The 25,487-nt window shown below is 38.8% G+C and carries 26 protein-coding genes and 2 tRNA genes; 20 read left to right on the forward strand and 8 right to left on the reverse strand.

What is annotated here, in order from left to right:
* The first annotated feature begins 177 nt into the window (after positions 1–177).
* The 6 genes from ACR1PO_RS21555 to ACR1PO_RS21580 all read left to right on the forward strand — a co-directional run bounded on the left by ACR1PO_RS21555 (position 178) and on the right by ACR1PO_RS21580 (position 9,551).
* The gene (locus ACR1PO_RS21555) at positions 178–3,141 is read left to right on the forward strand and encodes a SusC/RagA family TonB-linked outer membrane protein (RefSeq protein ID WP_433988129.1); all 2,964 of its coding nucleotides are present in this window, start codon (positions 178–180) and stop codon (positions 3,139–3,141) included.
* 11 nt (positions 3,142–3,152) lie between these two features.
* Positions 3,153–4,601: a SusD/RagB family nutrient-binding outer membrane lipoprotein gene (locus ACR1PO_RS21560; protein WP_433988130.1), complete on the forward strand. Its 1,449-nt coding sequence runs from the start codon at positions 3,153–3,155 to the stop codon at positions 4,599–4,601.
* A gap of 66 nt (positions 4,602–4,667) precedes the next feature.
* Entirely contained in the window at positions 4,668–6,230 is a 1,563-nt protein-coding gene (locus ACR1PO_RS21565; protein WP_433988175.1) for a calcineurin-like phosphoesterase C-terminal domain-containing protein, read from the forward strand.
* Between the two features lie 353 nt (positions 6,231–6,583).
* Positions 6,584–7,297: a 3-ketoacyl-ACP reductase gene (locus ACR1PO_RS21570; protein WP_278352932.1), complete on the forward strand. Its 714-nt coding sequence runs from the start codon at positions 6,584–6,586 to the stop codon at positions 7,295–7,297.
* A gap of 565 nt (positions 7,298–7,862) precedes the next feature.
* Positions 7,863–8,690 (forward strand): 50S ribosomal protein L11 methyltransferase, encoded by an 828-nt coding sequence (prmA, locus tag ACR1PO_RS21575; protein ID WP_433988131.1) that lies wholly within the window; start codon positions 7,863–7,865, stop codon positions 8,688–8,690.
* Positions 8,691–8,711: 21 nt separating this feature from the next.
* The gene (locus ACR1PO_RS21580; protein ID WP_433988132.1) at positions 8,712–9,551 is read left to right on the forward strand and encodes an SH3 domain-containing protein; all 840 of its coding nucleotides are present in this window, start codon (positions 8,712–8,714) and stop codon (positions 9,549–9,551) included.
* A 374-nt stretch (positions 9,552–9,925) separates the two neighbouring features.
* Here the strand turns inward: ACR1PO_RS21580 and ACR1PO_RS21585 are convergent, their stop codons facing one another.
* The 5 genes from ACR1PO_RS21585 to ACR1PO_RS21605 all read right to left on the reverse strand — a co-directional run bounded on the left by ACR1PO_RS21585 (position 9,926) and on the right by ACR1PO_RS21605 (position 13,883).
* Positions 9,926–10,342: an EamA family transporter gene (locus tag ACR1PO_RS21585; protein ID WP_332386046.1), complete on the reverse strand. Its 417-nt coding sequence runs from the start codon at positions 10,340–10,342 to the stop codon at positions 9,926–9,928.
* A 118-nt stretch (positions 10,343–10,460) separates the two neighbouring features.
* Positions 10,461–11,015 carry a cysteine hydrolase family protein gene (locus ACR1PO_RS21590; RefSeq protein ID WP_433988133.1) on the reverse strand — a complete coding sequence of 185 codons (555 nt, stop codon included), beginning with the start codon at positions 11,013–11,015 and terminating at the stop codon, positions 10,461–10,463.
* A gap of 5 nt (positions 11,016–11,020) precedes the next feature.
* Positions 11,021–12,301 (reverse strand): MFS transporter, encoded by a 1,281-nt coding sequence (locus ACR1PO_RS21595; protein WP_433988134.1) that lies wholly within the window; start codon positions 12,299–12,301, stop codon positions 11,021–11,023.
* Between the two features lie 59 nt (positions 12,302–12,360).
* Complete coding sequence (locus ACR1PO_RS21600; RefSeq protein ID WP_433988135.1) at positions 12,361–12,960, reverse strand: TetR/AcrR family transcriptional regulator; 600 nt, start codon at positions 12,958–12,960, stop codon at positions 12,361–12,363.
* Between the two features lie 98 nt (positions 12,961–13,058).
* Positions 13,059–13,883, reverse strand: a complete 825-nt coding sequence (locus tag ACR1PO_RS21605; protein WP_433988136.1) for a 5'-nucleotidase, lipoprotein e(P4) family — start codon at positions 13,881–13,883, stop codon at positions 13,059–13,061.
* A gap of 201 nt (positions 13,884–14,084) precedes the next feature.
* On the opposite strand from ACR1PO_RS21605, the gene ACR1PO_RS21610 reads away from it, so the two are divergent.
* Both ACR1PO_RS21610 and ACR1PO_RS21615 read left to right on the forward strand, forming a co-directional pair.
* Positions 14,085–14,672, forward strand: coding sequence for a Crp/Fnr family transcriptional regulator (locus ACR1PO_RS21610; RefSeq protein ID WP_433988137.1), 588 nt, complete (start codon positions 14,085–14,087; stop codon positions 14,670–14,672).
* 55 nt (positions 14,673–14,727) lie between these two features.
* A complete protein-coding gene (locus tag ACR1PO_RS21615; protein WP_332386039.1) occupies positions 14,728–15,417 on the forward strand; it encodes an MBL fold metallo-hydrolase in 690 nt (229 codons plus the stop codon).
* A gap of 187 nt (positions 15,418–15,604) precedes the next feature.
* Here ACR1PO_RS21615 and ACR1PO_RS21620 read toward each other — a convergent pair.
* Together ACR1PO_RS21620 and ACR1PO_RS21625 are read right to left on the reverse strand one after the other, a co-directional pair.
* Positions 15,605–15,678, reverse strand: a tRNA-Arg gene (locus tag ACR1PO_RS21620).
* A gap of 32 nt (positions 15,679–15,710) precedes the next feature.
* Positions 15,711–15,785, reverse strand: a tRNA-Pro gene (locus ACR1PO_RS21625).
* 230 nt (positions 15,786–16,015) lie between these two features.
* Between ACR1PO_RS21625 and ACR1PO_RS21630 the strand changes: the two genes are divergently transcribed.
* The 12 genes from ACR1PO_RS21630 (at position 16,016) to ACR1PO_RS21685 (ending at position 24,424) form a co-directional block, all read left to right on the forward strand.
* Positions 16,016–16,267 (forward strand): hypothetical protein, encoded by a 252-nt coding sequence (locus tag ACR1PO_RS21630; protein ID WP_433988138.1) that lies wholly within the window; start codon positions 16,016–16,018, stop codon positions 16,265–16,267.
* A 46-nt stretch (positions 16,268–16,313) separates the two neighbouring features.
* Entirely contained in the window at positions 16,314–16,664 is a 351-nt protein-coding gene (locus tag ACR1PO_RS21635) for a hypothetical protein (protein WP_433988139.1), read from the forward strand.
* A 143-nt stretch (positions 16,665–16,807) separates the two neighbouring features.
* Positions 16,808–17,332 carry a thermonuclease family protein gene (locus tag ACR1PO_RS21640; protein ID WP_433988140.1) on the forward strand — a complete coding sequence of 175 codons (525 nt, stop codon included), beginning with the start codon at positions 16,808–16,810 and terminating at the stop codon, positions 17,330–17,332.
* A 222-nt stretch (positions 17,333–17,554) separates the two neighbouring features.
* On the forward strand, positions 17,555–18,304 hold the full coding sequence (locus tag ACR1PO_RS21645) for a sulfite exporter TauE/SafE family protein (RefSeq protein ID WP_433988141.1): 750 nt from the start codon (positions 17,555–17,557) through the stop codon (positions 18,302–18,304).
* Positions 18,305–18,320: 16 nt separating this feature from the next.
* Complete coding sequence (locus tag ACR1PO_RS21650; RefSeq protein WP_332386034.1) at positions 18,321–18,563, forward strand: MoaD/ThiS family protein; 243 nt, start codon at positions 18,321–18,323, stop codon at positions 18,561–18,563.
* A gap of 5 nt (positions 18,564–18,568) precedes the next feature.
* Positions 18,569–18,985: a molybdenum cofactor biosynthesis protein MoaE gene (locus tag ACR1PO_RS21655; RefSeq protein WP_332386033.1), complete on the forward strand. Its 417-nt coding sequence runs from the start codon at positions 18,569–18,571 to the stop codon at positions 18,983–18,985.
* Between the two features lie 46 nt (positions 18,986–19,031).
* Positions 19,032–19,907 (forward strand): formate dehydrogenase accessory sulfurtransferase FdhD, encoded by an 876-nt coding sequence (gene fdhD / locus ACR1PO_RS21660; protein WP_332386032.1) that lies wholly within the window; start codon positions 19,032–19,034, stop codon positions 19,905–19,907.
* On the forward strand, positions 19,904–20,254 hold the full coding sequence (locus ACR1PO_RS21665; protein ID WP_332386031.1) for a DUF7009 family protein: 351 nt from the start codon (positions 19,904–19,906) through the stop codon (positions 20,252–20,254). Before fdhD ends, ACR1PO_RS21665 begins: the two co-directional genes overlap by 4 nt.
* A gap of 27 nt (positions 20,255–20,281) precedes the next feature.
* Positions 20,282–22,681: an FdhF/YdeP family oxidoreductase gene (locus tag ACR1PO_RS21670; RefSeq protein WP_433988142.1), complete on the forward strand. Its 2,400-nt coding sequence runs from the start codon at positions 20,282–20,284 to the stop codon at positions 22,679–22,681.
* A gap of 34 nt (positions 22,682–22,715) precedes the next feature.
* Positions 22,716–23,633 carry a bestrophin family protein gene (locus ACR1PO_RS21675; protein WP_433988143.1) on the forward strand — a complete coding sequence of 306 codons (918 nt, stop codon included), beginning with the start codon at positions 22,716–22,718 and terminating at the stop codon, positions 23,631–23,633.
* Positions 23,634–23,655: 22 nt separating this feature from the next.
* The gene (locus ACR1PO_RS21680) at positions 23,656–24,201 is read left to right on the forward strand and encodes a DUF488 domain-containing protein (protein WP_433988144.1); all 546 of its coding nucleotides are present in this window, start codon (positions 23,656–23,658) and stop codon (positions 24,199–24,201) included.
* 13 nt (positions 24,202–24,214) lie between these two features.
* Positions 24,215–24,424 (forward strand): hypervirulence associated TUDOR domain-containing protein, encoded by a 210-nt coding sequence (locus ACR1PO_RS21685; RefSeq protein ID WP_433988145.1) that lies wholly within the window; start codon positions 24,215–24,217, stop codon positions 24,422–24,424.
* Between the two features lie 8 nt (positions 24,425–24,432).
* On the opposite strand, the gene ACR1PO_RS21690 is transcribed toward ACR1PO_RS21685, so the two are convergent.
* Positions 24,433–25,473, reverse strand: a complete 1,041-nt coding sequence (locus ACR1PO_RS21690; protein ID WP_433988146.1) for a ThiF family adenylyltransferase — start codon at positions 25,471–25,473, stop codon at positions 24,433–24,435.
* Between the last annotated feature and the right edge of the window lie 14 nt (positions 25,474–25,487).

Raw genomic sequence — 25,487 nt, forward strand, 5'->3', positions numbered from 1 at the left:
TACAGTCTGGAAACCGTATTAAAAATACTTAATTGATTAATTGCCTGTTAATAAGTTATTTATCTAATGTTATTAAGACTGGCTTAACAAATGGTTTAATAAATTTTTAAGAAACGTTAAAAGTGTGTTAAGACGTTCCTTGTAATGTCGTTCTAATTTTGCGCAAACAAAAAGGAAATGCGTAAAGAGACACAAAAACTGTTGGTTTTGTCGCTGTTAGGATTCGTCAGCGTCAATCTGGCAGCACAGCAGAAAGCTAAAAAAGACACGGTTAAAGGACTTGACGAAGTAGTGGTTACTGCTTTGGGCATCAAAAGACACGACAGGGCTTTAGGTTATGTTGCCGAGAAAGTAGAAGCCAAAACTTTTGAAGAAACCCAGAATAACAACTGGGCACAATCAATGGAAGGGAAAGTGGCAGGTCTTAAAATCCAGACCGCCGGAGCAGGGCCGCTTGGAACTTCCAGAATTACCTTGAGAGGGGAAAAATCTATAATGATGGATCACAACTATGCTCTGATCGTAGTGGATGGGGTTCCATTGGGAAATTCTACCACAGGTTCCGGTACGGCAGCCTATGGAGCAGGTTCGGGAGGTGATGTTCCCATTGATCTTGGAAATGGTTTAAACAGCATCAATCCGGACGATATTGAATCTGTAACCGTATTAAAAGGAGCTTCTGCAGCGGCATTATACGGATCCCGTGCCGCCAATGGAGCCTTGATGATTACCACAAAATCCGGAAAAACAAAAAACGGAAAACTGAGAGTAACTTTTAATTCTTCTTCAAGCTTTGATACAGTATTGAAGTGGCCGGACTGGCAGTACGAATACGGACAGGGAACACTGGCAACCAATACAGCAGGAAATTTTTACTATTCTTATGGCCTTTCTCCGGATGGACCAAGTACAGGAGGAACCAGTAGCGCTTTCGGGCCTAAATTCGCCGGACAATATTATTTCCAGTATGACCCTGAGGTGATGGGACAGAGTAAGGAAAGGCAATTGTGGAGACCTTATGAAAATAATATCAAAGGTTTCTGGAGAGCAGGTTCTAACTATTCAAACAGTATTTCTGTTGAAAGCTCCAATGAGAAAACCAGCTTCAGAACTTCACTGACGTATCTTAATAACGAGTGGATGATGCCGAATACAGGCTTCGACAGATTCAATTTTGCCTTATCTTTTGCCCATCAGCTTACCCAAAAATTAAAAATATCAACAAAATTTGCTTATAACACTACTACCAGTGATAACCTTCCTGCGACGGGATATAACAACCAGTCGATCTCCTATTTCATGATCTTCCAGAATCCCAATGTGGATCTTGAATGGTACAGACCGATATGGAAGCCGGGTCAGGAACAGGTTGATCAGATCCATCCGTTCAGCTCCTATATAGACAACCCTTATATGATTGCTTACGAAATGCTGAATGGAGTCAGAAAGAAGACTATTACAGGAAATATTACGGCAGATTATCAGTTTAATAAGAATTTTAGCCTGATGCTGAGGTCAGGGATTGAAATTCTGAATGAAAAAAGAACGACCAAAAGACCATGGAGTTCTGCCAATTACCAGAAAGGGTTCTACAGAGAACAGTTTATTAAAAATCAGGAATACAACAATGACCTCTTATTCTCTTACAAAGCAGATTGGAATAAGCTCAGTATTTCCGCCTCTGCCGGAGGGAGTATCCGTTATAATGAATACCTGTTGAATGATTATCAGGCTATCGGATTGAAAACAGCAGGAGAATACAGCCTTACCAATGCACTTAATATTCCGGTTAAATATCCCGCACCAAGGGATAAGCATGTAGACAGTGTATACGGGTTACTTACCCTGGGTTATGATAATAAAGTATTTGTGGACATTACAGGAAGAAATGACTGGAGTTCTACGCTTCCGAAGCAAAACAGGTCTTTCTTTTATCCTTCAGTGAGTACCAGTTTCATTTTATCAGATATTTTTAATCTGAAAAGCAATAACCTGAACTTGTGGAAACTGAGAGCTTCATGGGCAAAAGTAGGGATAGACAGTGATCCTTATCTTTTGGATAATTATTATACAGCCAGCAACATTACAGGAAGTGTGGTAGCGCCTACAACTTTTAATAATCCTTCCCTTAAGCCTGAAAAAAATACCAATATTGAAGCCGGTATGGATTTCAGCCTTTTCAAAAACAGATTGAACCTTAATCTTACCGCTTACCAGAATGTCAGTGAAAATCAGATTATCCCTGTATCATTGCCCACCGAGGCAGGATATTCTAAAAGGATCATCAATGCCGGAAAAATCCGAAACAGAGGTTTGGAACTTTCAGCAGATATCTTAGCCATAAAAGGTAAAGACTTCTCATGGAAGGTTGGTGGAAACTGGTCTACCAATGAAAACAGAGTGATGACGCTGCCTGAAGGTTTTGACGGAATTGTTTCTAACGTAGGAGATGTGGTTTTCTATAAAATGGAAGTAGGAGGTTCACTGGGAGATATGTATGGATTTAAATTATTAAGAACTCCGGACGGAAAAGTAATTTACGGGGATAACGGACTTCCGGCAAGACCTGCAGATATTGAAAAAGTAGGAAATGCATTCCCGAAATGGAGAGCAGGTCTTCAGAATGATTTCCGGATTAAAAATTTCACGATAAGCTTCTCATTTGACGGTCAGTATGGGGGTATTGCTTATTCTCAGTCGCATCATAAAATGTCTGAGCAGGGGAAGCTGAAATCTACCCTTCCGGGAAGAGATAACCCTGGCGGAATGATTGTAGGAGACGGGGTTGTTCAGAACCCTGACGGAACCTTCAGTACGAATACAAAAGGAGTACTGGTATCTTCTTACTACGGAGATTACTACAGAAGAGCCAATGTGGAAACCAACAGTTTCAGCACAGATTTTATTAAACTGAGAGACGCAAGGATTGCTTATTCATTCCCTAAAGAAACCATAAAATCTATAGGTCTGGATGACCTTACGATTGCCATTTTCGGAAAGAACTTATGGATGTGGACCAAGTTTCCAATGTTTGATCCTGAAGTAGCTACACTGGATAATGCAACCATCACTCCGGGAGTTGAGATGGGTCAGCTTCCAACAGCAAGAACAGTCGGTTTTCAGTTAAATCTTAAATTCTAAAATCTTTAAAAATGAAAAAAATAATCATACATCTTACATTGGCAGTTTCTGTTTTCATGTTTCAATCCTGTGACAGAACTTTCGAGGAGTTCAATACAGATACCAGCAGGATTAAAGACCCATCCGTAGGAAGCCTTCTTGCTCCTATCCAGTATGAAATGGGAAGTTATGGCTATAACAGGGCAGATGATTTCACTTTTGACATTATGCAGATTGCTTTGGATTTTCCGAATGAAGGAAATACCTACAGCAGATATTATATGGACGAAAAAAGTGGCAACGGCTACTGGAATACTTCTTACAGATGGCTTAAGCAGGTAAATGATCTCAGAAAATATGCAGACAAAGAACAGAATAATAATTATCTGGCTATTTCAATGGTCCTGAATGCATGGATTGCCTCCAACCTTACTGATGCTTTCGGTGATATACCTTTATCCGAAGCAGTAAGAGTTGAAGAAAATATTTTAAAACCGAAATATGATAAGCAGAAAGATGTTTACATCCATCTGTTAAATGACCTGAGAACGGCCAATTCATTATTCAATACCAATCAGGCGTTAACGGAAACAGATCTGTTTTATAATGCCAATACCAACAGCCAGGCCGGTATTTTAGGATGGAAAAAGTTCTGTAACTCCCTTTCATTAAGGTTACTGACCAGAATTTTAAGCCGAAACGGAGAAGTAAATGTTTATGAAAGAATTCAGGAAATTGTTAATAATCCTGCTCAATATCCTATTTTTCAGAATAATACAGACAGCGCGGTACTTCCGCTTTCCGGAATATCTCCCTACCTGCCGCCAATAGCCCGTCCACAGGATTTTACAGCTTACAGGGCAGCAGGTGAATTCTTTGTGAATGCCATGAAAGATAATAATGATCCAAGACTGAGTATGTTTTTCACAAAAGCGAAAGCAACATCAGGAGAAGATCTTGGCTATAAAGGAGCTCCTTCTGGATACGCTTTGGGAACAGCTTTCAACTATCAGCCTTCCAACCTGAACCAAAATCTGGCGAAAGCACCTTTAAAGATTTTAATCATGACTTATTCTGAAGTGCAGTTTATCCTTGCAGAATTAGTCAATAAAGGAATCATCGCAGGAAACCAGCAGACCTACTATGAAACCGGAGTGAAATCAATTATTGAACAATGGGGTGCAACAGTTCCGGCCAATTACTTCAGCAATCCTAAAGTAGCCTATGACGGTTCTCTGGAAAAAATTATGCTTCAGAAATATATTTCGCTGTTTTTTGTTGATCACCAGCAATGGTATGAATACAGACGTACAAAACTTCCGGTGCTCCCTAATAACGGTGGTCTTCAGAACGGCGGGCAAATGCCCGTGAGATTCATGTATCCTACCGCTACAAAAGTGATGAATACAGAGAATTATAACGCAGCCGTACAATCAATGGGAGGAGACAATATTAACGTGAAAATGTGGTGGAATAAATAACAAATTGAATTTAAAATTGAAAATAATTTAAAGATTAAAAAAATGAGTATCAATATAAAACTTTTAATGCCTTGTATGCTGGTTTCTGCAATGGCATTCTCACAAGCTTCTGTTTCAGGATATGTATTCGAAGACAGTAACAAAAATCAAAAGAAAGAAAACCGAGAAAAAGGAATTGAAGGGGTAGCCGTTTCTAATGGTGTTCAGGTAGTTCTTACGGATAAAAACGGCAGATACAGTCTTCCGGTTCAGGAGGATCAGACTGTTTTTGTGATCAAGCCATCAGGATATCAAACCGCTTTAAACGCAAACAATCTCCCGCAGTTCTATTACCATCATAAACCCAAAGGTTCTCCTGCAGATTTTAAATACAAGGGAGTAGCCCCTACAGGAGATCTTCCAAAAGAGCTGAACTTCCCGCTTTATCAGCAAAAAGAAGACAAAAACTTTGATATACTTGTTTTCGGTGATCCGCAGCCTTACACAGAAAAAGAACTGGATTACTTCAAAAGAGGAATCGTAAACGAAGTAAAGAATACGAAGAAAAATGCAGTATTGGGAATAAGTCTGGGAGATTTGGTAGGCGACAACCTAAGCCTCCAGAAACCTTACGCAGATGTGATGAAAGAAGTCGGACTGCCTTGGTATAACGTGATGGGAAATCATGATATGAACTACGATGCAAAAGAAGATAAGCTTTCGGATGAAACATTTGAATCTAATTTTGGCCCTGCCAACTACTCCTTCAACTACGGTAATGTACACTTCATCATTTTAGATGATATTCTTTATCCGGATCCGAGAGACGGCAAAGGATATTGGGGCGGATTCCGTGATGACCAGCTTCAGTTTATTGAAAACGACCTGAAACTGGTTGATAAAAATAAACTGATCGTCATCTCTTTCCATATTCCGCTGGAGCATAACAATGAAGATAACTTCAGAAATGCGGACCGTCAGAAATTATTTGATTTCTTAAATCCTTTCCGGAATGTTTTGCTTCTGTCAGCACATACCCACATACAACAGCAGATTTTCTATGGTAAAAAAGCAGGCTGGAACGGTATCAGGGAATTGCATGAATATAACGTAGGAACTACTTGCGGAGACTGGTATTCCGGAACACCGGATGATGCAGGACTTCCTACTTCTACCATGAGAGACGGAACTGCAAAAGGATATTCTTTTATCAGCTTTACAGACAATCAGTATAAAGTGAAATACAAAACAGCCGGAAAACCGGATGATTATCAGATTAAATTATATGTTCCGAAAGTGATTCCTTCCTCAAGAACTTCTGCAAAAGTATTGGCCAATTTCTTTATGGGAAGCAAAAAAGACAAAGTGGAATACAGAATAGATGGCGGAAAATGGGAAGAAATGGAGTATGATGAAACGATCGATCCTAATTTTGCCCTTTCCGTTTTCAAATGGGATTCCACAGATAAAATTTTTCCCGGGAGAAGACCTTCCAATCCCGAAATGTCAAAGCACATCTGGGAAGCTGATTTTCCGAAAAAATTACCATTGGGAAAACATAAAGTTGAGGTGAAGGCTGTTGATATGTACGGAAATGAATTCTCTGCTTCAGAAGAGTTTGAAGTACAGAATCCAATCCAGATTCCTTAAGCTTTTTATTTTTTTACTATACCTTTTTAGATATTGAAACCGGTTCTCATGAGCCGGTTTTAATGTTTAATGAAGCATAGATAAACCACAAAAGTCACAAAAGTTTTTAAAAACTCAATTTTTTTTTAAGCTATAATTTTAAGTTTAATGAAGGACACTTAGATTTTATATAAAAAAATATATGTTTTCATTTTATGTGAGCTTTTATGAAGAGTGATTACAACTTTAAATTTCTCAATGTTAATCATCTTTTGTAACTTTTGTGGTTAAATAAAATATAAGTTAAATCTATGTTTTCAATGCTTTGTAAAAATGTTCTTTTGTAACTTTGCAGTAAGAAAAGTATCATTACTATGAATATAAACGGAAAAAATGCCATCGTAACAGGTGGTGGAAGAGGACTGGGAAAAGCTGTAGCATTAGCTTTAGCCAATGAAGGAGTAAACGTTGCCATTACAGGAAGAAACGAAGAAAATCTTAAAATGACGGTTGAAGAAATCAAAAGACTGGGGGTAAACTCAGCATATGCCGTTTTTTCTGTGGACAATGAAATTCAGGTAAAAGCTGGAATTGAATCTTTAGCAGAACAGTTAGGAGGAATTGATATTCTGATCAACAACGCAGGAATCGGAGACTTTGGATCGATTGAAGAAATGCCTTCTGAAACATGGGAGCAGGTTATCAAGACCAACCTGTTCGGAGTATATTACGCGGCCAAAGCAGCTTATCCATTTATGAAATCTAAAGGAGAAGGAGATATCGTTAACGTAGCTTCTACAGCAGGCCTGAAAGGAGGTCCGAATATGTCTGCATACGCCGCTTCAAAAGCAGCTGTTGTATCTCTGTCGCAATCCATGATGGCAGAATGGAGAAAACAGAATATCCGTGTTATCACCTTGACTCCAAGTACAATTGCTTCGGATATGAGCATCCAGGGTGGTCTTACAGACGGAAATCCTGACAAAGTATTGCAGCCGGAAGATTTCGCAGAATGGGTAAGAGATATCCTGAAAATGAACAGAAGAGCACTGATCGCAAACGGATCTATATTCTCTACGAATCCATAAAAATTTAATTTAAAGTTCAAGGTTTAAGGTTTAAAGTTGTCAGAAATACTTTTCCTTTATCTTGAATACAAATTCAATAAGAGCGGGCTTTAGCCCGCTTTTTTTTACAGTGTATTGTATGGCTTTAGCCAAAACTTGTAATCTTTCACTTTTCAAAAAAATCTACATAACCTTTCAAAAAATAACTTTGAATTATAAAAATCAAAAGGAGCGGGCTTTAGCCCGCTCCTTTTTTACCTTTCTATTTTGGCTTTAGCCAAAACTTAGAATTTTTAGCATTTTACAAAAAACAACCCAATAATTTTTCCAAGTGTTTATAATAAGTTTGGGCTAAAGCCAATGGAATTTTTCATGATTTTTAAGACGGGCTAAAGCCCGCCTCTTGAATATACTATGCGCAATCATCGTGTTATTCGTGTAATCTGTGGGAAAAATGATAACTTTTGAGATTACATTTAAAAAATCTGTGTAATAAAAAAAATAAAAATCCCCCGTTTCAGCCAAAAATGACCCCATCATTTTTTTAACCGTAATAACATTAGTATTTTTGCAGCAAATTATTCACATGCAAAATTATTTAGAATTCAATTTCAAAATTTCTCCATTACAACCCTGGAATGAGATATTAATGGCAGAGCTTATAGAAATAGGTTTTGACAGCTTTACAGAAGAAATTGACGGAATTTTAGGATATATCCAGACAGACTTGTTTAACGAGGATCAGTTGAAAGCCCTTCCGATCTTTGAAAATGAAAACGTAAAAATCGGATATTCCTTCGAGGAAATGCCGAATATCAACTGGAATGAAGAATGGGAAAAGAATTTCTCTCCCATCAATATCGATGATAAAGTATTGATCAGAGCAGAGTTTCACGAATCTGTACCGGGAATGCATGAAATTATTATCCAGCCTAAAATGTCTTTCGGAACAGGGCATCACCCTACCACCCATCTGATGATCCAGCAGATGATGGATATTGATTTCAATGGTAAGAAAGTATTGGATATGGGATGCGGAACTTCCGTATTGGCCATTTATGCAAAACAGCAGGGAGCAGGAGATACAAAAGCCATTGATATTGACGAATGGTCAGTAGAAAACTCCAAAGAAAATGCGGTAAGAAACAATGTAGAACTGGATATTGAACAAGGAACTGCTGAAAACTTAGGGAAAGAGAATTATGATATCATCCTGGCCAATATCAACAGAAATATCCTTATTTCAGATATCCCGGCTTATGTTTCAGTATTGAATGACGGTGGGAAATTATTGCTTTCAGGACTGTGTTTCTTTGATGTAGATGATATTCTGGAAGTATGCAGGGAAAGCGGCCTTGAGCTGAAAAAACAGTTGCAGCGTGAAGAATGGGTAAGCCTTCTGCTTGAAAAATAACACACAAAACAAAATACGAATATGAAAACTTTATGGACAGCTTTATTCTTACTGATGCTGCAGTTTTTTGCCGCTCAGGAAAATGAAGCATATGCAGATGGTATCTTTGGTTTCGAAGAAAATAAAGCACAGAAGATCTTTACAGATTGGACCCGTGTAAGACTGAATCCGGGAGTGAATAGCCAGATTGTAGATTCACTTCAGACCAATCAGCAGGTAATGATTCTTAAAAAAGAAGAAGGTGTTCTGAAATTGGGAGAAAGAGCCGCGAACTGGTATAAAATATCTTACCAGAAAGGTGGAAATACCTTGGAAGGATATATCTGGGGCGGTAACCTTTGTGTAGGGTACCGTAACAAAAACGGATATGATTTCCTTTTCGGACTTTCCAAAACAATTGACAGGATGAATAAAGAATTGAATGAGATCGAAAAACAGAACATTGCCGGAATAAAAGCTATGGAAGGAAATACACTCATTGATGAGGTGTATTTTGATACCGGAAAAAGAGAAGAGCTTAGCTCCGGATCTTTCAATATAGAAAGCAGCCACAAACTGCAGAATGTTGAATTCACCCTTAAAGCAGGAGTTTCTGGTGAAGCCTGTGGAATAGCCGGCTATGATCAGTATGTTCTTTTTAAAGATAAAAAACTGATTGCTCTTCCACAATTGATGAATGTGGGTGACGCCGGTGCTTTTTATCATAGTGAAGAATTTGTTTTCCCGAATGATAAAGGAGGAATGCCCAATGCATTTATCCTGAAAGTAGAAGATATGGAGATAGATGAGAAAGACAGGGAAAAGAAAAAGCAATCTTCCAAAACCTATCTGTGGAACGGAAATTCTTATAAACTTAAATAATAGTATTTATTCTTAATACATGAAAACCGTTGTCCTTACAACGGTTTTCTTCTTTAATGAAATTCATGTCCTGAAATAGATTTAAGTACAAAAAAATAGGACCGGAACAAGCCAATCCTACCCAAACATGATTAAGTGTATAGTTGAGCCATTAAAGGCTGCAAGGAATTAAAGTGCACAAAAAGATTTTTATTGATCCTTAACCAATGTTTTACCTACTAATTAAGCTGATTCAATGACCTTTCGGTTATGTTTACAATGTAAAAGTAGTATGTACTGTTCTCTCAATGTGCAAAATTTCTGCTGATTCAGCGAAATAAGCCATTGAAACGGTATTTTAAACCAATGAAACGGATAAGATAATCTGTGTGCTTTTATTCAAAAATTAAGAGTATGGTACCTGCAATGATCAATAGCGCTCCTATAGCTGTCTTCAACGTGAGGGACTCTCCGAGAAATACAACAGAAAGGACAATAGTCAGTGCCACACTTAATTTATCTACCGGGGCAACCTGGGTCACCTTTCCGATTTGCAGGGCTTTAAAATAAAATATCCATGAAAGTCCTGTTGCCACTCCGGAAACGGCAATGTAGATAAGATTATGTCTGGAAAGTGCAGGGATTCCCTTGTATTCACTTCGTGCGAAGACAATTCCCCAGGCTACCAGTAGAATAATAACACTTCTTATGGCTGTTGCCAGGTTTGAGTTAACTCCTGTGATTCCAATTTTGGCAAAAATTGCAGTCAAGGAAGCAAAAAAAGCTGAAAGAATTGCATATACCCACCACATATTTTAATGTTTTAAAAATTATTAATCAGTATTAAGTCTCTCCATTTTTTAATGATCGTCCTCGTATTCTTTACTTAAAGATAGCCAAAATAAGCAAAAGAAGATTGCATTTTCTTACTTACTGTATCCAGTCACTTGCCGCTGTAATATCAGCCTGTCTCGGGAATACTTTATTCATCAGTACGCGGTGTACCTCTTCGTCACCATCTTTACAGCAATCTTCAATCACGGTAAGCTGATAATCTTTATCTGCAGCTTCTCTTAGGGTAGATAAAATAACGCCGCTGGTCGATACCCCTGTCAGCACCAGATGCTGAATATCCAGTCCACGAAGGACAACTTCAAGATCACTTCCTGTAAAAGCGCTGAATCTCCGTTTGGTAATAACAATATCATCTTCTTCAGGAATGAGCTCCGGATGAATTGCTGCCCATTCTTTCATGTCAATATCTGCCATGCGGGGTTTTATGGCCGAAAAGGCTTTATTATTGGCACTGATCTCCGGCATTCCCTGTCTGAAGCTTACAGTAATATAAATGACAGGAATATCACGGTTTCTTGCGGTCCGGATAACCTCTTTGGTATTAGAGATCAATGCTGTTGTATCAGCTAATGTGTTGACGATAGCCGACTGCATGTCCATTACCAGTAATGCTGTGTTTGCTTTTTCCATTGTTATTATATTTTATTGATAAATTGTTCCTCGGATTCTTCCAGTAATTCTTCATTGACAGCTTTTGTCTTATTCTTCTTAAATAATAAGTTCCTGAAAACAACAGCAATTACAATTCCTGCAATGCCTTCCAGCAATAAGGTTCTTGGAGCACCTATTTTCTCAGAAACAAACCCGATCAGTACACTTCCCAAAGGAAGCATTCCGAATATAGCAGTCAGCAGTATGCTTATTGCCCGGGAACGCATTTCCGGGATGACTTCAGATTGCACAATAATATTACAGGTGGTAAACTGTGCAACACCTCCCAATCCCGTCAGTGCAGCAAAGAACATAGACCAGTAGAAATGGGTGGCATATGAAAAAAGAATCAGCCCGATACTCAGGATAATTGTACTCAGGATAAGAATATTCCTCATGGATGCTCCTTTTTTTAACGAAGCCAGAAATACAGTGCCCAGAACAGCCCCGATTCCGATAAAACTTGATATATAGCCGAATGTCTTGGCGTCTCCTTTGAAAATTTCTTTAGCATAAACCGGAATTAAGGTGTCATAAGGTAAGATCAGTAAACCTGTAATGCTCAGCATAATGATCACAAGACTGATAGAAGGCTCTTTTTTCAGATATCTGAAACCTTCGGCCAGTTCCGTGAAAGTTCCTTTTTTTGTTGGCTTTTTAGAAACAATCTTTATTTTCATCAAAGAAATGGAAACCATTACTGCTGCAAAACTGGCTGCATTGATCAGAAAACAGGTCCCTGCCCCGAATTTTTGCAGAATGACCCCGGATAGGGCAGGGCCTGCTAATTTTGCAATACTTGCCATCGCCGCACTCAGTGAAAGGGCACTCGGAAGATCTTCATCATCCGTTACCACCTCGTTGATCATCGCCTGACGTGTCGGAATATCATACGCATTGATGATCCCCAGAAAAACACTTAATATAATAAAACTCCAGATATTCTGGTGTCCTGTCATGACCAGGATAGCCAGCAAAGAAGCCTGGATTAATGATAAAATCTGGGTGATCTGTATGATTTTATACCGGTTATACCGGTCGGCTGCTACCCCTCCGAATGCTGAGAATAAGAAAGACGGAAACTGTTCGGCAAAAATGGTCAACCCCAGCATAAATGCAGATTGCGTCATGCTGTATACAACCCATACTACGGCTGTACGCTGCATCCATGTTCCAAATTGAGATACAGAACGCCCAAAAAAGTACAACGTATAATTCGTGCTTCTGAACGCCCGGAATGTGCTGATATTACTTAATTTGTTCATATTTTAAAATAAACTTTTTGACAAATAATGTAAAAATGTCAAAATCTGGATAAAAAATTTTAACTGATATGTTTAATAACCATAGAGGTCAGAGTAGTGATTGTATTATTCAGGTTTTCAAAATCATTTTTTAAACCCATTTCACGCCTGATTCCCCTGATGCTGCTCAGCAGGATAAAAATAATCGTTTCCTGTTCCTCAATACGGACTGTTGGGATTTCGTTACTCTTAATACCGGCTGAAAATAAATTGAGCAGAAGATTTCTCTCTGCTTCCATCATCTGGTTATGGGCTCCGATAATATGCTTTGATCTTTCTTCATTGTCCATTCCTGCTTCTATTGCTCTGAAAAATGAAGACCTTTCTTCCGAAGTCTTTACTTTAGAAAGACAAAACTCTTTAATTTTTTCTTCGAAAGTATTTCTTTTCTTCATATTGGCATCAATCTCAGCAATAACTTCTTTGATAAGATTGTCCAGAACAGCCTGGAAAACCTCCTCACGGTTTTTATAGTAATAATAAATAGACGTTCGGCTTTTACCAACAGCTTTGGAAATATCATCCATGGTCACTTTCTTCAGGCCATACTTCAGATACAGCCCTGAAGCGGTTTCCAGGATTTGCTGTGAAAGTTGGTCTTGTTCGGTTTGAGATGACATTTTTTTTAATATGGATACAAAAATACAACATTTTGACAAAAAAACAAATTTTGTCAAAATGTTGTATTGCTATAAGAATTACCCTGTATGTCTGATTTCTAAGGAGTAGCCTTTATCGCATTATACATCATAGAATCTTTCTGCTGATTGGTATAATCGTATTTGTAATGATAGAATGAAGACTCCCAGTCGCCATATCCTACATTTGGAATAATAATGAATTTTTTACCAAAATCATCCGCGGAACTCTTCACTGCTGCAGAACGTTCAGCTTCTGATTTATTATCAAACAGGCTGGAGAAATCTGCAAGATTGTCACCTAACAGTAAAACAATGTTATAATTTTTAGCAATGTCCTGTCTTCGGTTCTCTTTGCTGCTTTCTTTCGTACGAAGAATAAGATGGGAGTCATTTTGAAGAGGGAAATTGTATTTTTTAAGATTCTTTAATGTACCTGCACGTTCCTGCTCCTTACGGTTGGTCACATAAAAAACCTGAATACCTTTGCTTGCTGCATATTGATAAAATTCCTGAGATCCGGTAATAGGAGGTGCAATGCCCTTCGCTGTCCATTCTTCCCATGTTGCCTGATCATAGCCTTTGCCTGTTTTTGAACGCTCAACTGCGTAATACGAATTGTCAAGGAAAGTTTCATCAATATCTGAAACAATAGCAAGCGGTTTTTTTGATTGCTGTGCCAGGGCCTCGTCTAAACGGAGTTTTGCAATATTGTAAGCCTGAAGGCATAAAGCTTCATATTCGGCCGCCCGCTGCTGATAAAATGCACCATATATTTTCCCGTGAAGTCCAAGATTCTGGTAAGGTGTATCTTGAATGGCAGCCTTTGAAACCGGAGCCGGAGTTTTGCACGATGTAGTCAGAACCAAAAGACTGCTTGCGATAATGAAGGTGAGATTTTTCATTGGATTAGAATAGAGTCAGACAAATTTATGACAATTTGATAGATTGACGAAATAGAAAGAAAGTCACGGTCAGCAATCGGGGAGTTTATATCTGGTAATGTGTACGGATAAAGTAACTAAAAAAGGATGTGGATGAGTGTATAATAATTATTAGATTTGAATATTGAATTTGAAAAAAATAAAAAGACGAAAAATTTTGAAATGACTAACCTATTTGAAAATTACCTATACTCTACAGGAGAGCTGTCAGCAGATGAAATCAACTTTTCTTCGCAGTTTTTCAAACCGGTCAGCTTGAAAAAAGGTGATTTTTTTATTCGTGAGGATGAAGTCTGCCGTTATATTGGGTTTATCGTTAGTGGCGCTGTAAAAGCATATGGTGTTGATAAAGAAGGAAAGGAAAATATTACCTGTTTCAAATTTGAAAATGAATTTGTCACCTCGTTTCCGGAGTTTGTGGCACAGGAAAAATCCAGAAGGAGTATCAGAACTATAGAAGATAGTGTCATCTATAGAATCAGCTATCCGGACTATCAATATCTGATTGAGCAGGTTACCTCATGGAACGGAGTCATCAGATCCGTGATGGAGCAGGAGTATAATCAAAAAGAAAGTTATCTGCTGAATTACAATAATAAGTCGGCTCTGGATAAATACCATCATGTCCTGTTTAATGAACCCATGCTTGTACGGCGCGTAGCCACGCAGGATCTGGCATCGTATCTGGGCATCACACAACGATCGCTTACACGGGCGAAGGGACAGATCCATAAGCCTGACGCATTATAGGACAAATGTCCTTATGCAGTCCTGATCATCACTGTAGATTTGCACAAAAAAATCTATGCTACGTAAAATTGCTCCCGAAGTGTTCCATATTCCGCTGATGCCGCGAAACAGTATCAACAGCTATATTATCGAAGGTGTATTGGTAGACTCAGGAATACGGAGCTCATATGCCACTGTAAAAAAAGCTATCGGGAAAATCCCCGTTTATCAACATATACTGACGCATGCGCATGCAGACCACCAGGGTTGCAGTGATCAGATATGTGCTGAATTCGGGATCCCTTTACTATGCCATCCCAACGAAGTTTTCAGAACAGAAACAGGTATGGTAACAACTGACTACCCAACGCCGCAACATTGGATAGCAAAGCTTCAGCAAAAATATTGGGCAGGTCAGGGACATAAAGTTGAAAAGACAGTTGTTGAAAATGACACTATAGGAAACTTCCGGGTAATAGAGACGCCCGGACACTCGGCCGGCCATATTTCTTTATTCCGTGAGCGGGATGGTGTACTGATTATCGGTGATGCTTCAACAAATATGAACCTGCTTACTACAGCTGCCGGTTTGCACCTTCCACCAAATATGTTCACCTCGGACCAGCAGCGAAATATCAAATCACTCCAAAAGTTAGCAGAACTGAGCCCTTCCATTATCTGCTTTGGCCACGGACCGGTTTTGCGCAATACAGACCGGAAGTTTGAGCGGTTTGTGGCTAAATGCAGCACGGCTATTGAAAGATAGTTTGTGCTGTAATCTCAGATAAAAAATATGAATATCCAGGCCGCTTTATCTGCGGCTTTATCTTTTTTCAGATTAATCAGAGCATTCCTTTGACTTGTCCGATTAAAATCGGGATGCTCTAATTTTCGCTGTAAATAATTTTGAGTGATAAATAAAAAAGACTCACTGTTTCCAGTAAGTCTTTAAGTGAGCGCGAAAGGATTCGAACCTTTGACCGTCTGCTTAGAAGGCAGATGCTCTATCCAGCTGAGCTACGCACCCGTTAAATAATTTTGAAAAAACTATTAAAACAGTCGGGGCGGCAGGATTCGAACCTGCGACCTCCTGGTCCCAAACCAGGCGCGATGACCGGACTACGCTACGCCCCGAGGGTGTCATCAGTAACGAGTTTTACTTCGTTTTTGCGGTTGCAAAGGTACAATACTTTTTGAAATAAAAAAATAAAATTGAGAATAATTTTTAATTAATTTTTCATGAAGACTTTTTTCTTACCTTTACCGGGTTAATAACCATTGACTTAACTTATTTTTAAAATGATGAAAAAATTTTCGTTTTTTTTACTCCTCTTTTCATTTTTACAAATTTAAACGGTTTGTTCATGGTGGTTTGCTCTGAAATTATAAAAAATGGAAAAGAAGATTTCTATACAATTTATATTCCTGCGCTGGAAAAAGCGTTTCAAAATGATTCCGTCAATTTGGGTTTTTACGTTAGATCTCCCGAAGACTATCTTGATGATGAAGCAGTAAGACAAGTTGATCAATATCTGAAAGAACACGAAGATCAGTTTCTGGAAAAACAGCCTGTTATTTTGATGCCAAATCTTATGGCTGGCTTATTGAAAACTTAATATTTCAGAAAGCTTTACTGCTAAAGAAAACACACAGTAATTTTTTATGAGGTACGAAAGAAATAGGAATTTAATAATCATGTTGATTATAATTGCCGGTATATTTGTATACAAAATTATATTTTCATCAAAAAACAAAGACCGTTTTTTAGATGAAATTAGAGATAAGGATATAAAATCAATGGTTAGCAAAAAGTATATTAATTATGATAATCACAATATATCATTCTTGGTGTATGGCAATAAAGATAGTATAGTGTTGTATAAAGATTGGTGGGATAAGGTTTCTGTTGGAGACTCAATAATAAAACCAAAAGGCACTTTAGAGATAGTTATTACAAATTCTGATAAAATTGAAAAATTTAATTACGAAGATAAATTTGGTTTAGGTAATTAACAGCTTTAGCATTCCACCGCCCCGCAAAGTCTCCCGACTTTGAAGCAAAAAAAAAAATCAAATAATTTAATTCAATATAATGAAATCTCGCAAACCGCGAGATTTTTTCATTTGTAATAAGGACTAATCCCTATATTTGCCCCATGAAACGATTAATGCTGCTGTACCTGCTTTTCCCTGTATTCCTATTCTCACAGACAACCGGAAAAGTGATCAAAATTTCAGACGGAGATACCATTACTTTACTGTTAAAAGGCAATCAGCAAAAAAAGCTGAGGTTGGCTGAAGTCGATTGTCCGGAAAATGGGCAGGCGTTTGGTAAAAATGCCAGGCAGTTTACTTCTGCTCAGGTATTTGGGAAAACAGTAAGCTTTGTTGAAACCACTACAGACCGTTATGGAAGATCCATTGCAAAAGTGTACTATGATGACGGAAAATACCTTTCCAAAGAGCTTATCAAAGCTGGAATGGGATGGTGGTATTTTTCCTATTCCAAAGATGCTTCTTTGGGGAAATTTCAGGAAACTGCACAGCAGAAAAAAATAGGTCTATGGCAGGATAGTAATGCCATTGCTCCCTGGGACTACCGTAAAATGAAACGGGAACTTAGAAATACCAAGAAAATCGAAGCTGCTAAGAACGCAACAAAAACAAAAGAAGCTGCGTGAATCTTGGACAAAGAAGCTTGAAAATAGAAATAGGTATTGATTAATAACTCTTTATTGGTAGGGGCAATCGTAACTTCCGTTCTCACGCTTCCATCTTCGATCCTTTTAGAAAAACAATCTGCAACATTCTTCTCACAAATTATAACAGAAACTTTGTGTGATAACCCTGAATGACACCCTAAAAATGAGTATTATTGTAAGAAAATTAATTCTGCAAAATATATGGGGCATTGGGAAATCTTTTTCTTTTTTTTAATCATCGCTTTCGTTTATTCTTCTGTGGGATTTGGTGGAGGATCCAGTTACCTTGCCGTTCTGGCAATGTACAGTCTTCCTTATCAGGAAATACGGTTAACGGCACTTATCTGTAATGTTATTGTGGTAATAGGTGGAGGAGTTATTTACATCAGGAATAAGCAGATTGACTGGAAGAAAATACTGCCGCTTACCATTGTAAGTGTACCCATGGCGTACCTGGGAGCTGTTTTAAAAATAAGCCAGGAAACTTTTTTCCAGATATTGGGTGTAGCCTTAATCATAGCTGCATTGTTGCTTTGGGTAAAGACAGATATAAAAAATGAAGAAAATTCTTATGAATATACCAAAGCTTCCCTTTTCAAAAACGGATTTTTAGGTGGAGGAATCGGATTTTTATCAGGTTTGGTGGGTATTGGCGGTGGGATTTTTCTTTCACCATTGTTAAACCTCATGAAATGGGATACTCCACGGAAAATTGCAGCGGCGTCAAGTGTTTTCATATTGGTAAATTCAATATCAGGAATCTTCGGCCAGTTATTCAGGCTGTCCGCAGATATGGATTATTTCAGAATTCTGAGCTTGTGTTTTGCTGTATTCATTGGCGGACAGATCGGTTCCAGGATGTCCCTGAAATGGAATCCTTTGGTCATCAAAAGAATGACAGCTGTTCTGGTTCTGGTAGCCGGAATAAACGTTTTAATAAAATACTGGTAATAAGCTAAATATAAAAATGATACTTAAAATATTGGCATTCGGAATAACGAAAGATATTTTCGGAACTTCAGAAAAAGAAATAGAAATACATGAAGAGGCAAGCGTCAAAGCACTTAAGGAACTTCTGGAAAAAGACTTCCCGGAACTGAAAAGATTAAAATCCTATTTTATTGCCGTTGATGATGAATATGCAGAGGATGATCAGATCATAACAGTCTCTAACGAAATAGCAATAATCCCTCCGGTAAGCGGTGGATAAAAGATATGATTGATATAAAAATAACAGAGAATATACTGGACCTCACGGATTGCTTTGCCCTTGCTTCCGATCCTGGATGTGGAGGAATGGCATCATTTGTAGGAACAGTAAGGAATCATACCCAAGGTAAATCTGTTACCCGTTTGGAATATGAATGCTATCAATCCATGGCCGTGAAGGAAATACAGAAAATAGCAGATAAAGCCATTTCCTTATTTTCAGTGAAGAATATTGTTGTACATCACCGTACGGGAGTTTTGTTTCCGGGTGATGCTGCCGTGATCATTGTGGTGAGTGACGGGCACAGAAGTGCGGTTTTCGATGCCTGCAGCTTTATGATTGAAAATATAAAAAAAACCGTTCCTATCTGGAAAAAAGAAATTTTTGAAGATGGGGAAGAATGGGTTTCGGCACACCCATAATTTTAGGAATAAAATTTTGTACCTTTACTAGGCCAGTCATTATGTCATGAAAGCAAAACTGTTGTCAAATAAATCTGTAAAGCAGATAGAAATCATCAAAGTCAGGGAAAGCAGCAGTTTCCCTTATACAGATGATATCTCTGTAGAAGAACCTCTGGAGATCAGGATTTCTTACAGTGCTGAAGGTAAAAAAGAGTCTAAAAATATTTCTGTAACCATGCGGACTCCCGGAAATGATGCAGAACTTGCTGCGGGATTTTTATTCACAGAGGGAATTATTTCAGGCCGTGAACAGATTAAAAGCACATATTCTCCGCAGGCAGAATGTTCCAGGAACAGCGAAAATGTTGTTATTGTAGAACTTACAGAAGGCTTTGTTCCTGAACTTATGAAGGCAGACCGAAATTTTTATACCACATCCAGCTGCGGCGTATGCGGGAAAGGCTCCATAGAATCTATAAGAACAGTAAGTGCTTTCCACAACTATACAAAAGAAAACACAGAAGTTTCCCTGGAGACCCTTTATCAACTGTCGGAAAAACTGCAGTCTTTCCAGAATAATTTCAGTGCTACAGGTGGTATACATGCTTCCGGTATCTTTGATCTGGAAGGAAACCTTCTGGCATTGCGTGAAGATGTGGGAAGACATAATGCTTTGGACAAACTCATAGGGTATGCACTATCTGCCGGTTTGCTTCCTTTGAACAATAAAATTTTGCTCCTGAGCGGAAGAGCCAGCTTCGAGCTTATTCAGAAAGCTGCAATGGCAGGAATATCCATTGTGGCGGCAATAGGCGCACCCTCAAGCCTTGCAGTGGATCTTGCAAAAGAATTTGATATTACTTTACTGGGCTTTCTCCGGGACAACAGGTTTAATATTTACCATTCCGGCAGCCATTTTAACATTGAAAATCTAGTATGAAAATAAGAATTAAAGATAACGCAGTCAGATTTCGTCTTACCCAATCCGAAGTGGCAAAACTGGGGGAAGACGGCATCATTTCAAGCTTTACGGAATTTGTAGACCGTCCGTTTATTTACGCTATTGAAAGAACAGAAGATGCAGAGCTTTCAGCAGCTTTCATTGAGAACAGAATGGTTCTGAAGATGCCTGCAGCAATGATAAATGAGTGGATTACCACAGACAGGGTAGGTTTTGAAGGGCAGACCGGAAAAATTAAACTTTTAATAGAAAAAGACTTTGTATGCATTGATAATACATTGGAAGATCAGAGCGACAATTATCCCAACCCGAACCTGAAATGTTAATTTTTTCATTTTTTAAAGGTAGAAATCATGGAAAACAAAGATGTATTCAAAAAAGAAGAAGACAGCAGATTGCCTTCTGCTGAACCGCCTTATAAACTGCTGGATCTGAAGCTGAAACCGCCGAAAGCCTGGGCTGCAGGTGTTCCTGCGGTGATTCATTCATTGGATCAATTGGTGCTTAATGCCTCTGTACTTCGTGGAGGGAGAGCTCTTTTCAGTATGAATCAGTTTGACGGTTTCGATTGTCCGAGCTGTGCATGGCCGGATCCGGATGATGAACGTTCCAGACTGGGCGAATACTGCGAAAACGGTGCAAAGGCCTTGGCAGAAGAAGCCACTTCGAAAAAGATCGGTGCAGAGTTTTTCAGGGAAAATTCGGTGTATGATTTGGCAAAGCTGACAGATTTTGAAATCAGCCAGTTGGGAAGAATTGCAGAACCCATGTATTTGCCGAAGGGAGGAACACATTATCAGCCGATAAGCTGGGATGATGCCTTTAAAAAAATTGCGGAAAAACTAAATGCTTTGGATTCACCGGATGAAGCTATATTTTATACATCAGGAAGAACAAGTAATGAAGCAACATGGGTATACCAGCTGTTTGCCCGTGAGTTCGGGACCAATAATTTTCCGGACTGTTCCAATATGTGCCACGAAACTTCCGGTTACGCACTTTCCAGAAGCATCGGAATCGGGAAAGGAACAGTAAAGCTGGAAGACTTTTACGATACAGACCTTATCATCATCATAGGACAGAACCCCGGAACCAATTCTCCGAGAATGCTTTCTGCATTGACTAAAGGAAAGAAAAACGGCGCAAAAATTATGGCTGTCAATCCGCTTCCTGAAGCAGGATTAAAAGGTTTCAGGAATCCTCAGGAAGTCCGTGCCTTGCTCAATAAACCTTATGAATTGTCAGATCTGTATCTTCCTGTAAAAATTAATGGAGATATGGCGCTTTTAAAAGCACTGCAAATTCTCGTGCTGGAAGAAGAAGCCAAAAACCCGGGAAAAGTTCTTGACCATGATTTTATTACGAATAAAACTGCCGGCTTCAATGAATTGGTTGAAGAATTAAAACGGTATGACCTTAATTTTTTATCAGAAGAATGTGGCATTCCGGTTGAGAATCTAAGAGAAGCTGCACAGATGATTGCCTACAAAAAAAGGATCATCATTTGTTGGGGAATGGGAATCACGCAGCAGCACAACGGGGTGGAAATGATTTATAACATCGTGAATCTCCTGCTGATGAAAGGAAGCATAGGAATCAAGGGTGGAGGAGCGTGTCCTGTTCGTGGTCACAGTAATGTGCAGGGGAACAGAACGTTACTTATCAATCATCATCCAACGACTGAGCAATTGGACAGATTGGAGGAATATTACGGCTTTAAAGTACCCAGAAAAGGAGGATATGATGTTGTCAATGCGCTTAAAGCAATGCATGAAGGCAAAGTGAAATTCATGTTCTGTATGGGAGGTAATTTCCTTTCTGCAGCACCGGATACAACGTTTACAGCAGAAGCGATGCGCAAGCTGGAAATGTCTGCGATTGTTTCTGTAAAATTAAACAGAAATCACCTTATCCACGGGAAAGAAGCTTTGATCCTACCGGTAATTTCCAGAAGTGAAAAGGATATGGTAAACGGTGAACTTCAACATGTAAGTACGGAAAATTCAATGGGAGTTGTGGAATGGTCAAGAGGAGTTCTTGATCCTATTTCAAAACATCTTATCAATGAAACTCATGTGGCCTGCAGAATGGCAAAAGCGGTTTTAGGAGAACGTTCCGTAGTGGATTGGGACAAATTTATCAACAGTTATGATGCTGTTCGTAACGATATTGAACAATGCATTCCAGGATTTGAAAATTATAACGAAAGGGTAGTGCAGAAAGGAGGCTTCTATCTTCCGAACGGACCAAGAGACGGGATATTCAACAGTGAATTTTACCCTGGAAAAGCGGCTTTCAATATAACTGCTGTACCGGATAATTCGCTTGCAGAAGACGAATATTTAATGGGAACTACCAGAACACATGACCAGTTCAATACGGTTGTTTATGGTTTGAATGACCGTTACCGTGGAATTTTCAACGAGAGAAGAGTGGTTATGATGAACGAAAAAGATATTGAAAAAGCGGGTCTCAAAGAAGGAGATCATGTAGATATTTTCAACTATGATGATGGAATCGAAAGGATAGCCCCGCTTTTTATTGTGGTAAAATATCCTATTCCGCAAAAAAGTACCATGACCTATTTCCCGGAGACCAATGTACTGGTATCCATCAATAACGTGGTAAACGGTGCCAATATGCCGGCTTCAAAATATGTCCGTATCAAAATCCGAAAGCACAATCCTGAAATTTTTAAAAAGATTGATGATCATGTAATTGCAGCTTCCGGAACAAGTATGGAACAACCATAAAATATATAGTACTTAAACAAATTATAATTCAATAATGATCATAAGAAAAAAGGAACACTGGTTCAGAATGCTTTTTGTGTGGCATGGCTCTGTTTTGCCCGCCTTGCTTCCCCGTTTGGGATTGCTTTTAATTCTTTCTTTACTGGTGACCTATTTTCATGGAATCATTCTTTCGTTTAAAGTTCCCTTAAATCCTGCTCCGCTTACGCTATTCGGTTTTGTTTTGGCTTTATTTCTCGGATTCAGAAACAATGCCAGCTATGACAGATTTTGGGAAGGACGAAAACTATGGGGCGCTCTGCTGAATACTTCCAGAGCACTGACCCGCCAGGCAGTCACGCTGAAAAATATAAAAGATGATCAGGTTTCAGTTCACAATTTTGTACAGCTGCTTGGTGCCTTTGTTTTTGCGTTGAAACATCAGCTTAGAGGAACAGATGCCTATGAAGATCTAAAATCCAGACTTGATGAAGGCCAGCTGAAAATTGTCGCTGCATCCAAATATAAACCGGCTGTAATGATGCGCCTGCTTGCAGAATGGGTGCAGAATTTAAAAGATGAGGGTTCTCTGGATTCTATTCAGCAGGCCCGCTTTGATGAAAATTTTGATAAACTGTCTGATATTCTTGGAGGCTGTGAAAGAATAATTTCAACTCCCATCCCTTACAGCTACCGTGTTCTTTTACATCGAACGGTATATATTTATTGTTTTCTGTTGCCTTTCGGACTGGTAGATTCACTCGGATGGTTTACACCTCTTATTGTTGTATTTGTTGCGTATACATTTGTTGCGTTTGAAGCAATAGCAGATGAAATTGAGGAACCGTTTGGAACAGATGCGAATGATTTAGCCCTTAACAGTATGTGTATCATGATTGATGAAACCATTCATGAAATGGTGGGAGAACACATTGCTGTTTCTCAGAAAAAGACTCAGAATATTATTGATTGATATCTTCTAAAAAAATACCTGTATGGAAATTTTAGAAAAGCAGCTGGTTTATACGGTGGGACATTCCGTTCGTTCATGGGAATACTTTATTGAAATGCTTAATTCGTTTAAGATTGAAATGGTAGTGGACATCCGCAGGTTTCCGGGGTCCAAAAAATATCCATGGTTCAGTAAAGAAAATATGAAAATCAGGCTCCCCGAAAATAATATAGATTACATCCACCTTGAAGAACTGGGAGGAAGACGAAAAGTACAACCTTATTCAATAAATAACCGGTGGCGGAATGAATCTTTTCGGGGATATGCCGATTATATGCAGACAACAGACTTTATAAAAGCAGTTGAAAACCTGGAAAATACAGCCAGGAAAAAAATAACGGTTTTCATGTGTTCTGAAGCAGTATGGTGGAGCTGCCACAGAGCTTTGGTCTCAGATTATCTTAAAGCAAAAGGGTGGAAAGTAGAGCATATTATGGATGTAAGTAAAACAGAAGAACATCCTTACACTTCACCGGCAAGAGTACGCAATGGAAATGTTTTTTATTCTGACGAAAGTTTATTTGATTAAAATCTCAAAAATTATGAAAGCAAAATTCAAAACAGGAGATAAAGTAAGCTGGAACTCTGAAGCAGGAAGAGCATCAGGAACCATTATTAAAATTCATACACAAGATTTTGATTACAAGGGCTATACTCATCACGCTAATGAAAACAACCCGCAGTATGAAATCAAAAGTGATAAATCCGATCATATTGCGGCTCATAAAGAATCTGCGCTTACCAGGATATAGCCTGCCATCTATGGATGTATTCTGTGTATGCCGTCTTTTAAAGAATACACATTCTTCTCAGGAAAAATATTTTTAATTTTTTTTACCGCTTCTGCGCTGCGTTTCCCGGATAGACAATAAACTAAAATAGGTTTGTCACAACCCGAAATATAATCTGAATGGTTCTGTAATTCTTCTACAGGAAAATTAATTCCTCCGATATTGAACTGTTCATGTTCCTGTGGTGTACGGACATCTATGATTTCAAAATGATCTTTCTTCTGCATCAGTTGCTCAAACGTAATGGTTCCTACAGTCTGAGGCAAACCTGTAATCTGCACGGAAGTTTTTCTTAATTTAATGATCTGGGTTTTGCCGTTCAGTACATTCATCATCCAGAGTTTCCCTGCCAGTGAATCTTCGGGATGTGTAAAATATTTTATAGCTTCATTAGCCTGCATACATCCGACAATTCCCGCCAGTGTAGGCAGTACGCCTCCTTCTCTGCAGTTCGGTACCTGCGATTCTTCCACATTCGGAAAAACATCACGGTAATTGGGAGAATAAGTACCATCTTTCTGTATAACATTCCAGATGCTTACCTGGCCTTCGTATTGGTAAATAGCGCCATAGACCACAGGTTTTCCCGTCATTACACAGGCGTCGTTCAGCAGGCATTTTGTTTCGAAATTATCTGTTCCTTCAATAATCAGATCAAATTCAGAAATCAAATCCATGGCATTTTCGGAGGTTACCCGCAAATTGAACGGAATGATTTTTACCGATGGATTTTGCTGCTGTAACTTTTTAGCAGCAACATCAACTTTTGATTTTCCGATATCTTCCGGAGCATATAATATCTGGCGGTGTAGATTACTTTCAGAGACGGTATCATCATCGGCAAGACCAATTGTTCCTATACCTGAAGATACAAGATATTGTGCCGAGGGACAGCCAAGCCCTCCCATGCCTACGATCAGGACCCTGGCATTTTTCAGGAGTTCCTGGGAGGAAGTCCCAAATCCGGGTAAAGCCATCTGGCAATGATAACGTTCAAACGGGTTACTCATCTGTTTCTGTCTTC

The organism is Chryseobacterium amylolyticum, from assembly GCF_051011775.1.
Taxonomy (GTDB): Bacteria; Bacteroidota; Bacteroidia; order Flavobacteriales; family Weeksellaceae; genus Chryseobacterium.

Bases quoted from the DNA above. Each gene is read 5' to 3' on its own strand.
- ACR1PO_RS21560 (WP_433988130.1), top strand. From the start codon at position 3,153: ATGAAAAAAATAATCATACATCTTACATTGGCAGTTTCTGTTTTCATG.
- prmA (WP_433988131.1), top strand. From the start codon at position 7,863: ATGCAAAATTATTTAGAATTCAATTTCAAAATTTCTCCATTACAACCC.
- ACR1PO_RS21595 (WP_433988134.1), bottom strand. From the start codon at position 12,301: ATGAACAAATTAAGTAATATCAGCACATTCCGGGCGTTCAGAAGCACG.
- ACR1PO_RS21590 (WP_433988133.1), bottom strand. From the start codon at position 11,015: ATGGAAAAAGCAAACACAGCATTACTGGTAATGGACATGCAGTCGGCT.
- ACR1PO_RS21640 (WP_433988140.1), top strand. From the start codon at position 16,808: ATGAAACGATTAATGCTGCTGTACCTGCTTTTCCCTGTATTCCTATTC.
- ACR1PO_RS21635 (WP_433988139.1), top strand. From the start codon at position 16,314: ATGAGGTACGAAAGAAATAGGAATTTAATAATCATGTTGATTATAATT.
- ACR1PO_RS21655 (WP_332386033.1), top strand. From the start codon at position 18,569: ATGATTGATATAAAAATAACAGAGAATATACTGGACCTCACGGATTGC.
- ACR1PO_RS21675 (WP_433988143.1), top strand. From the start codon at position 22,716: ATGATCATAAGAAAAAAGGAACACTGGTTCAGAATGCTTTTTGTGTGG.
- ACR1PO_RS21570 (WP_278352932.1), top strand. From the start codon at position 6,584: ATGAATATAAACGGAAAAAATGCCATCGTAACAGGTGGTGGAAGAGGA.
- ACR1PO_RS21645 (WP_433988141.1), top strand. From the start codon at position 17,555: ATGGGGCATTGGGAAATCTTTTTCTTTTTTTTAATCATCGCTTTCGTT.
- ACR1PO_RS21670 (WP_433988142.1), top strand. From the start codon at position 20,282: ATGGAAAACAAAGATGTATTCAAAAAAGAAGAAGACAGCAGATTGCCT.
- ACR1PO_RS21565 (WP_433988175.1), top strand. From the start codon at position 4,668: ATGCCTTGTATGCTGGTTTCTGCAATGGCATTCTCACAAGCTTCTGTT.
- ACR1PO_RS21665 (WP_332386031.1), top strand. From the start codon at position 19,904: ATGAAAATAAGAATTAAAGATAACGCAGTCAGATTTCGTCTTACCCAA.
- ACR1PO_RS21580 (WP_433988132.1), top strand. From the start codon at position 8,712: ATGAAAACTTTATGGACAGCTTTATTCTTACTGATGCTGCAGTTTTTT.
- ACR1PO_RS21600 (WP_433988135.1), bottom strand. From the start codon at position 12,960: ATGTCATCTCAAACCGAACAAGACCAACTTTCACAGCAAATCCTGGAA.
- ACR1PO_RS21630 (WP_433988138.1), top strand. From the start codon at position 16,016: ATGGTGGTTTGCTCTGAAATTATAAAAAATGGAAAAGAAGATTTCTAT.
- ACR1PO_RS21610 (WP_433988137.1), top strand. From the start codon at position 14,085: ATGACTAACCTATTTGAAAATTACCTATACTCTACAGGAGAGCTGTCA.
- ACR1PO_RS21690 (WP_433988146.1), bottom strand. From the start codon at position 25,473: ATGAGTAACCCGTTTGAACGTTATCATTGCCAGATGGCTTTACCCGGA.
- ACR1PO_RS21615 (WP_332386039.1), top strand. From the start codon at position 14,728: ATGCTACGTAAAATTGCTCCCGAAGTGTTCCATATTCCGCTGATGCCG.
- ACR1PO_RS21585 (WP_332386046.1), bottom strand. From the start codon at position 10,342: ATGTGGTGGGTATATGCAATTCTTTCAGCTTTTTTTGCTTCCTTGACT.
- ACR1PO_RS21650 (WP_332386034.1), top strand. From the start codon at position 18,321: ATGATACTTAAAATATTGGCATTCGGAATAACGAAAGATATTTTCGGA.
- fdhD (WP_332386032.1), top strand. From the start codon at position 19,032: ATGAAAGCAAAACTGTTGTCAAATAAATCTGTAAAGCAGATAGAAATC.
- ACR1PO_RS21680 (WP_433988144.1), top strand. From the start codon at position 23,656: ATGGAAATTTTAGAAAAGCAGCTGGTTTATACGGTGGGACATTCCGTT.
- ACR1PO_RS21555 (WP_433988129.1), top strand. From the start codon at position 178: ATGCGTAAAGAGACACAAAAACTGTTGGTTTTGTCGCTGTTAGGATTC.
- ACR1PO_RS21605 (WP_433988136.1), bottom strand. From the start codon at position 13,883: ATGAAAAATCTCACCTTCATTATCGCAAGCAGTCTTTTGGTTCTGACT.
- ACR1PO_RS21685 (WP_433988145.1), top strand. From the start codon at position 24,215: ATGAAAGCAAAATTCAAAACAGGAGATAAAGTAAGCTGGAACTCTGAA.